The sequence below is a fragment of the Desulfobacter sp. genome, from assembly GCF_050177295.1.
In genome coordinates, this window is record NZ_JBFXHE010000098.1 from 5,607 (window position 1) to 12,089 (window position 6,483).

Here is a 6,483-nt window from a genome sequence, read left to right on the forward strand (position 1 = left end):
GCATAGGCACCCATTCCGTAAATGGAAATGTGACCCACACCGGCCATAACGCCACCGAATGCGCCTATGGTTGAGAAAATCCAGCCCACCCAGACGGCCCAGCAAAAGCAGAGCAGCAAACCCGGAGCCGGTGCCCCAGGAATGCCGAAGATACCTGTCGGCGCCGACGGATCGATTTGACCCGGTCCGGTGCCCTGGGGCACAGCTGCAATAGCATCGGCAAGCGGGTCGGCCATAACAGGGGTCGCGGCCATCATCGGCAGCATCAGTGTTGCTGTTGTCAAAAAAAATACAAACCACTTAAACTTCAATGTCATTCATTTTCTCCTTTTTTCGTTTCAATCAAATCGTTGAGCTTCATACCTGATCCCCCAATCGTCTCAGACAATCCTGGGGAAGCCGGTGGGTGCCTTTGCCTTCCAGGCTTACCTCCACCAGGGCATCCGGGTCGTTCACCGAGGTGTCCGGATCCACAATAAACCCATGGGAACCTATAAAATCATTCATGTAGTCCTCCCAGGCATCGTCCGTGGACGCCTTGAATACCTCTATCTTATCTCCCCGTTGAAATGTCATTTTTGCCTCCTGTTCTATGGGATGGGTAAAGCACCGGTGTTTGCGGCGTTGGAAACCGCAGCTTTTCGGCGCAGGCAGTTATTACACAGCAGCCGATTTTCCGTGGCCGGTGTGATGTTCCTGGTTTTTCCAGCAATAAAGCGGGTGTATTCCACAGAGCCAAGTTTCGCACCGCAGGATTCACAATACTGGATAGTCTGGCTGTTCAGGATAGTGCCGCATAGCAAAAGTCTTCGCCGGCCATTTTTTTCATCAATTTTTAATGCATCATTTTCACAATTGGCCGCACATGCCCCGCAGGTGATACAGCTCTCCGCCGTGACCCTGAAATCAGTGGGGCCGCTTTCATCAAAATCAAGGTATCCCAGCTTCAGGGCATTGATCCCCATTTTATCCCGGCAGATATCCACGCATTTGCCGCAACGGCGGCAGATGTCACAGCGCAGGCACCGGGCAGCCTCCTGGCGGACATCGGCTTCCTCATACCCTAGTTCTACCTGCTGGAAGGTCGTTCTGCGCCGGTAGAGGTTAAGCATGGGCATTTCTGGCGGTTTAATGGTCATTTTCTGGTGGGCCGTCATTTCAATAACGGGTTCCGTCTTGTGGCGTACGGGCGTTCTGGGGGCGCGAGGCTGGGGAATACCGCGAAGGTAACGATCAATGGCATCAGCAGCCCGTTTACCGCCGCCAATGGCTTCGATCACTGTGGCGGGGCCGGAAACCGCGTCTCCGGCGGCAAAGACGCCTGGCTGGGCCGTTTCCATACCGGCGTGATTAACATCAATGGTGCCCCGGCGGCTCCAGTTGATGCCGGTAAACGCTTCCATCCCTTCGTTGTCCACATACTGGCCAATGGCGGAGATCACGACATCCGCCCGGATCTCAAACTCTTTGCCTTCAATGGGAACCGGTGCAAGGCGGTTGGAGCCTTTTTTTGCTTTCAGTTCTGCCTTGATACATGAAAGGGTGTGAATATTGTGCCCTTCACCCTTTACTGCGGCGGGAATGGTCAGAAAAGAGAATTCAATGCCTTCCTCTTCGGCCTGTTCCACCTCCTCCACATCCGCAGGCATCTGATCCCGGGTCCGTCTATAGGCAATGGTGACACGCTCGGCGCCCAGGCGCAGGCTGGTGCGCGCCGCATCAATGGCTACGTTGCCGCCGCCCACCACCACCACATTCTTTCCCGGACAGTGATGATCGCCCAGGGCGACATCTCTCAGAAAACGGACCGCTTCGATAACTTTTGGAAAATCCTTTTCTCCCTCAATACTCAAGGTCCATGCCTTATGGGCACCAATGGCGATGCAATAGGCCTCAAATCCTTCCCGGTCCAGTTCGTCCTTGGTGACATCCTTGCCGAACCGGGTATTGTACTGGATTTCTACGCCCAGGTCTTCAATCATGGCCACTTCCCGGCCAATGACTTCCCCTGGCAGGCGGTACCGGGGAATACCCACCATGAGCATACCGCCGGCCACGGGCAAGGCCTCAATGATCCTGACACCGTATCCCCTGAGCGCCAGATAATAAGCACAGGAAAGGCCCCCCGGGCCTGCGCCGACCACACATACCTTTTTGCCGTTGGCAGGCTTGGGGATGGGATTGGTATAGGCCCGCTGGGACATGGCGCGTTCGGCAGCAAATGCTTTTAGAAATTTAATGGAGATGGCTTTGTCGATTCTGGCCCTGACACACATCATTTCACAGGGCCGGGTACAGATCAGGCCGCACACCCAGGGCAGCGGATTGTCCCGTCTGATCACCTCAATGGCTTCGGCATCCTTTCCCTGGGCGATGAGCGCAAGGTATGTGGGGATGTCAATCCCGGCGGGGCATGCCATCTGGCAGGGGGAGGGGGCAAGTTTTCCACAGTCGTGGGTGGGACAGTTCCGGGTCTGGATATGGTTGATAAATACCTCCCGGTGATCGGCCAGAAGCCCTTGAATGGTCATGCCTGCCTGCCGGGTCTGTTCCGGGTTGCCGGCATCATTAAATTCGTTGACCAGGGCTTCAATGGCGCCCAGATGTTCCTCTCCTGCTGTGCCTTCGGCTATCTCTTCGGCCAGAACAAGAATTTGTTCGCAAATTCGTCGTCCCTTTGGGTCGGGCAGTCCTTTGGGTCCGATCAGTTGGGTTAAAAAAAGGATGGTTTGTCGAACCGGGCAGATCTTGTCCATATTCACTCCTTAAAAGCTTGTGTTCTCAAAGGAAGTTACGGACGCTGCATGGCGCGCTCTTCGGATCTGAGTCATTTGTTCGACCGTGCCGAACTTAAGGCAGCCTGTGGTGCAGCTCGTCACGCAGGCAGGGGCAAGGCCCTGGTCGATCCGATCCATGCAGAAATCGCATTTTTCAACCTTGCCGATCTCCTGGTTCCACTGGGGTGCCCCCCAGGGACAGGCGGATATGCAGGTTTTGCATCCCACGCAAAGGTCCTGTTCCACAAATACGATTCCGTCTTTGCTGCGCTGCTGCATGGCGCCGGTGGGGCAGGCCGAAACGCACCAGGGGTTTTCGCAATGAAAGCAGGACATATAGACAAATGATCTCCTTGGCACCTCTCCAACGGTCTTGGGACCCACCTGGATAATCTGGCAGAGTTTCGGCCCTGGGGGTAATTTTTTGTTGGCCTTGCACACGACCTCGCAAGTGTGGCAGCCGATGCATTTTTTAGTATCCTGAAACAGGTAGTATTGGCTCATGGTGCCTCCGGTGTCCAGCTTGACACATATCTGGTTTATCTTTTATGAAAGTCAAAATAATTTATCTAATTTAAGTTAATTTTAATTTTGCGGGCCCTTGGGTTTTGGATGGTATCCGTTTCCAGGTAGTGTTACGCTGGTGCGCAATAAATATTTTGCACCGCATATTTTTTATTGCACCTGTCCCTTGGACACCGTGATAAAGTGCTCCTGGTACGCAACGGCACCGCCGGCTTTATCCCAGATATCCAGGCCGCCTGCCATGAATTTGTTATCCGCAAGGCCCTTGCCGAATGCCCGGCTTTCGGCCTTAATGCGGTGGCCAAATCCGTGGATCACAAAGACGGCCTCCGGGTGGATATGGTCTGTGACCTGGGCCCGGATGGTTTCCGAGTAGCCGTTTTGACTCACGGTGACAATGTCCCTGTCTGATATGTTAAGCTTTTGGGCTTCGGCCGTGTTGATCCACAAGGTGTTTTCCGGCATCTGTTCGTTTAACAGGGGATTATTTACGGTATGGCCTTGGGTGTGAATGGCGCATCGGCCGAATGTCAATCTGTATTCACCCGCCTTTGGAGATGCCGGCGGCTCATAGTGCTTTAGAGAGGGCTGGCCGTTTTCTTCCAGTTTTTTGGAAAGGATTTCAATTTTTCCGGAATCGGTGTTAAATGTGTAGTCTTCAAACTTTTTATATATTGCCTCCTCTGCCAGATTCACCAGCCCTTTGGCATTGAAATCCTCAATGGTCATGCCGGTATCCCTGAGCTGAAATTTCCACAGGTCTTCCACCCGGTCAAAGACCAGGTCCGGCAGGTTCATGCGGCGGGCGAGGCCTGAGATGATTTCCCAGTCTGCCAAAGAGTCGTATCTGGGTGCCACTGCCCGTTTTCGGACAAAAAAGTACGGTTTCAGGTCATTTTTTGTGGCGATGAGACTTTCGCGCTCAAGGTAGGTGGAAAGCGGCAGGACCACATCTGAATGCCAGGCCGTGTCTGACCATGAAAAAGTAACGGAAACGAGCAGGTCAAGGTTATCCCACATCCGCCGCAGGCGGTCCGGGTCCGGATATCCCATGAGCGGATCATGGCGGTAGGCGATATAGGCTTTAATGGGGTAGGGCGACTGTTCTTCAATGGCCTTGAACAGTAAATGTGCCAGACCCGGGCCATTTTCAAAATGGGTGTATTTCCACCCCACGCCGTCGGCACGTTTCTCCTTTGGTGCGGGATAAAGATCCATGAATGATTTTAAGCCGTTCACACCAACGTCAGCAGGTTTTGATACAAAAGGAAGCCCGCCTTTGGCACCATAGCTGCCCAAAAGGGCGTTGATGATATAGATGGAGCGGCAGATATAAAAGGAGTCTTTGTACCTTGCTGTCATCCAGCCCGGATGCCAGATCACTGACGGTGCCGCCTTTGCCAGTTCCTCCACAAAATTGCGAAGCGTTGTTGCTTCAATGCCGGTCTCTTTTTCAGCCCACTCAGGTGTATAAGGGGTTATAAATTGTTCAAGTGCTTTGAATCCTTCCACGTAGCGGTTGACAAATTGTTCATCATAGAGCCGCTTGTTGATCAGTTCATGGATGACTGCCAGGTTAAAGGCATAGTCGGTGCCCGGTCGGATCATCATAAACCGGCTGGCCTTGGCTGCGGATATATTGGCCCGGATATCGATCACCGTGAGTTTACATCCTTTTTCCAGGGCGTCCATAAGGTCGTTCACTTCCTGGACATTAATGGCTTCAAAAATATTTCTGAACTGGAGTACCACGTGCTTTGCGTTTTTAAAGTCGTAGGCGACGGCTTTTCTGCCCATACCGGTCAAGGAGAGCGCCGCATGCTGGACGTTTCTGGCACAGGAGGAGTCGTGATTATTGTAGTTGGGAGTGCCAATACCCTTAAGAAAGGCCCGGTGCATGTCCCTGAACGGTCCGCTCCTGTCAGAAAATGAGATGGCTCGTGCCCCGTATTCGGCCTTAACCTGGTTGAGTTTCTCTGCCACATAATCCAGTGCTTGGTCCCAGGTGGCTTTGCGCCACTTTCCTTCCCCTCGCTCACCTGCGCGAATCAAAGGCGTCTGCGGTCGCTCGCTATCGTGGAGAAGGGCTGTCCCTGCCGCACCTCTCGGGCAGACCGCCCCCTTCATGGCCGGGAGATGGGGGTTGCCTGAAATAAATTCAACCTGGCCGTTTTCAACTTCCACCTGGATGGGACAGCGTACCGTACACATACCGCAGACACTGAACACCGATTTTTTGGTCATATTTGTTCTCCCTGAAGAACTGTTATTTTTCCGGAACCATGGTCCGGGATATATCATTTTTTAATTCAAAATCCTCCGAATTGCCATAACCATGCCAAAGACTTGGCATGGTCTAAAGGTTTTTTTTGAAGAAGATTTAATGTCTTGAATTTGAAATATATTTTATGATTTTCCGCCTGCCGATTTTCCTACTGATAAGGGGTGCAATTCATTTCCAGGTAAGAGAGCAGATGGCTTGGGTGCAATTATTTTATTGCACCCATTCGGGTGGGATATGTGTTCGTTAGCCTCTTTAATCAGCGAACGTTGAGTTATAAACTTGAATCCTGTATGCTATATGGTGCTGTGTCAGAAACGTATTTCAAAGATAATGAGTCGGTTTAAACAGTGGCGGATTTTAAAACACATCTTACCGTGGCAAGCATCGCAAGCAGCATTGCGGCAACAATGCTGTTTGCAGCGTCAGTTGCGTCTCCCCAGGAAGTGCTGCTTTACTTTGTTCTCGGGGTGGTGGGCGGCCTGTTGCCGGACATTGATTCAGACGCTTCTTTAACTGTCCGATTGCTGTTTACATTTATTGCAACAGTGATTTCTTTTTTAGTGGTGTTCAAGCAGCGTGCCGATAACACAGTGATTGAGTTGTTCATCATCTGGGCGGTAAGTTTTATTTTTATAAAAATTTTTATTTTTTCTTTATTTACGAAGCTGACGGTCCACCGAGGCATTATTCATTCCATACCGGCGGCAGTGGCCTTTGGATGCATGGCTGCAATCGGTTTAAATCGCGTGTTCCATTTCAATGATTTTGTATCCTGGATGGCCGGGGGATTCGTTTTTTGCGGTTCGATCCTGCACCTTATACTTGATGAGCTGTTCAGTCTCGATTTTTTAAACTTGAAAAAGAAAAAATCTTCAGGCACGGCATTTAAATTTGGAA

General features: G+C 51.6%; 5 protein-coding genes and 1 pseudogene. 1 reads left to right on the top strand and 5 read right to left on the bottom strand.

Translation table 11 applies throughout. From position 1 onward, the window contains the following. The 5 genes and pseudogenes from AB7U36_RS09315 to AB7U36_RS09335 form a co-directional block, all read right to left on the bottom strand. Nucleotides 1–317 (bottom strand): annotated as a pseudogene (locus AB7U36_RS09315) (sulfite exporter TauE/SafE family protein); the annotation flags it as partial. Nucleotides 318–357: 40 nt separating this feature from the next. Next, nucleotides 358–576 carry a hypothetical protein gene (locus AB7U36_RS09320; protein ID WP_004071756.1) on the bottom strand — a complete coding sequence of 73 codons (219 nt, stop codon included), beginning with the start codon at nt 574–576 and terminating at the stop codon, nt 358–360. 14 nt (nt 577–590) lie between these two features. After that, entirely contained in the window at nt 591–2,756 is a 2,166-nt protein-coding gene (locus AB7U36_RS09325) for an FAD-dependent oxidoreductase (protein ID WP_428159508.1), read from the bottom strand. Nucleotides 2,757–2,765: 9 nt separating this feature from the next. After that, nucleotides 2,766–3,281 carry a 4Fe-4S dicluster domain-containing protein gene (locus AB7U36_RS09330; protein WP_428159509.1) on the bottom strand — a complete coding sequence of 172 codons (516 nt, stop codon included), beginning with the start codon at nt 3,279–3,281 and terminating at the stop codon, nt 2,766–2,768. A 171-nt stretch (nt 3,282–3,452) separates the two neighbouring features. Next, the gene (locus AB7U36_RS09335; protein ID WP_428159510.1) at nt 3,453–5,546 is read right to left on the bottom strand and encodes a molybdopterin-dependent oxidoreductase; all 2,094 of its coding nucleotides are present in this window, start codon (nt 5,544–5,546) and stop codon (nt 3,453–3,455) included. A 387-nt stretch (nt 5,547–5,933) separates the two neighbouring features. On the opposite strand from AB7U36_RS09335, the gene AB7U36_RS09340 reads away from it, so the two are divergent. Then, nucleotides 5,934–6,483: metal-dependent hydrolase (locus AB7U36_RS09340; protein ID WP_428159511.1), on the top strand; the 550-nt coding region annotated here is incomplete at its 3' end.

Excerpts from the sequence above, each read along its gene's own strand:
- AB7U36_RS09320 (WP_004071756.1), bottom strand. The coding sequence starts at position 576 with ATGACATTTCAACGGGGAGATAAGATAGAGGTATTCAAGGCGTCCACG.
- AB7U36_RS09325 (WP_428159508.1), bottom strand. The coding sequence starts at position 2,756 with ATGGACAAGATCTGCCCGGTTCGACAAACCATCCTTTTTTTAACCCAA.
- AB7U36_RS09330 (WP_428159509.1), bottom strand. The coding sequence starts at position 3,281 with ATGAGCCAATACTACCTGTTTCAGGATACTAAAAAATGCATCGGCTGC.
- AB7U36_RS09335 (WP_428159510.1), bottom strand. The coding sequence starts at position 5,546 with ATGACCAAAAAATCGGTGTTCAGTGTCTGCGGTATGTGTACGGTACGC.